The organism is Methylophaga sp. UBA1464, from assembly GCF_002325665.1.
Classification (GTDB): Bacteria; Pseudomonadota; Gammaproteobacteria; order Nitrosococcales; family Methylophagaceae; genus Methylophaga.
The window spans coordinates 8,408-9,977 of sequence record NZ_DCSO01000078.1 but is presented as its reverse complement, the minus strand read 5'-3'; the positions used below and the strand labels follow the sequence as shown (position 1 = coordinate 9,977).

1 protein-coding gene is annotated in these 1,570 nt (G+C 47.2%); it reads right to left on the bottom strand.

The genetic code is table 11. The features are described 5' to 3' along the window. Nucleotides 1-136 precede the first annotated feature (136 nt). The gene (locus B3O33_RS09785; RefSeq protein ID WP_292361565.1) at nucleotides 137-1,498 is read right to left on the bottom strand and encodes an NAD-dependent succinate-semialdehyde dehydrogenase; all 1,362 of its coding nucleotides are present in this window, start codon (nucleotides 1,496-1,498) and stop codon (nucleotides 137-139) included. Between the last annotated feature and the right edge of the window lie 72 nt (nucleotides 1,499-1,570).

The window sequence follows — 1,570 nt, the reverse complement described above, 5'->3', positions numbered from 1 at the left end:
GCTACCGATGGTTATCCAGCTCTGGTTCGTGCATTAGGTAGCAATCTGGATAAGCTGGCAGAGCAACTGGCTTCACAAATTCAGCAACGTTGAACTTAATGGGGGTGAACACATTGGTGTCACCCCCGTTAGCAAATTATTTAATCCACACCTGTTTGGCATTCACAAATTCATGAATTCCATGCGGTCCCAATTCCCGGCCATAACCTGAACCTTTGATGCCACCGCTAGGTAAGCGTGGATCGGTTTTGACTATGCCGTTAATCGCGACCTGTCCAGCTTGCAATTGCATCGCCAAATGGCTGGCTAATTCGCTATTTCTGGTCCAGACACTGGCTCCCAGACCATATTCGGTGTCATTCGCCAGTTCTAACGCATGTTCGTGATTTTCGGCTTTTATTACCGCCATAATCGGACCGAAGGTTTCTTCACGAAATGCACACATGGTTGGTGTAACGTCAGTCAATAAAGTGACCGGATAGAAAAACCCTTCAGCATCTGGCAGTTCGCCTCCCAGTAGACATTTAGCGCCTGCGGCTACCGTATCTTCAACCTGCCGATGCAGATTCAATTGCAGATCTTTACGGGCAATCGGCCCGATATCAGTATTGGGCTGCAATGGGTCACCCAATTGCAATTTGCTCAGTCGTGTTGAAAGTAAGTCTATAAAATGATTATAGATTTCAGCTTCGACAATAATACGTTTGGCAGCAATACACGATTGACCGGCATTAATCACCCGTGAAAGACAGACCACATCGGCAGCTGTTTCCAGATCTGCATCTGCAAGAATAATACTGGGATCCGATCCACCCAGTTCGAGTACACAGGGTTTGATTTCACTGCCGGCTATTTCGGCTACTTTCCGACCTGCCCCACCCGAACCGGTAAACGAAATAGCCATGATGCGTGGGTCACGAATGGCTAATTCAACCTCGGGGGTTTCTAATGGCAGATTCACCATAATATTTTCCGGTGCACCAGCTTTAATAAAAGCATTGGCGATGGCCTGGGCGGTTTGCGGGACATTTGGATCATGCTTCATGACGCAAGTATTGCCTGCCATTAAAGCTGGTGCCAGATAGCGAAATGCCAGCCATAACGGTGCATTCCAGGGCAGAATGCCCAGTAAAGTTCCTAATGGCTGATAGCAGACGTAGCTAAGTGATGCATCTGAAGCGATGGTATCCCGAGCGAGAAACCTTTCAGCATTTTCGGCATAAAACTCTGCACAAAGCGCGGCCTTTTCAACTTCCGGTATCCCTTCTTTAATCGGCTTACCCATTTCCAATGCCATCAGTTGTGCCAGATCATGTTTTTCGGCGCGTAATTGTTTGGCAACGGCATGCAATACTTCGCCACGTTCATTAAAACTTCTGTCACTCCATTCGGCAAAAGCCGCATTGGCTTCACCAATACGTGCATACATTTCATTTTTAGTCAGGCAGGGAAAACTGTCGATTTTCTCTCCAGTGAACGGATTGGTTGCTGTTAGCATGTGAACCTCTTTAACTTTTTTTACTTAGCTAGCCGATTTCCGGGCTTGCTCGATTTGCTTATCGGCTTTTGG

Coding starts and splice junctions, on each gene's coding strand:
- B3O33_RS09785 (WP_292361565.1), bottom strand. CDS start 1,498: ATGCTAACAGCAACCAATCCGTTCACTGGAGAGAAAATCGACAGTTTT.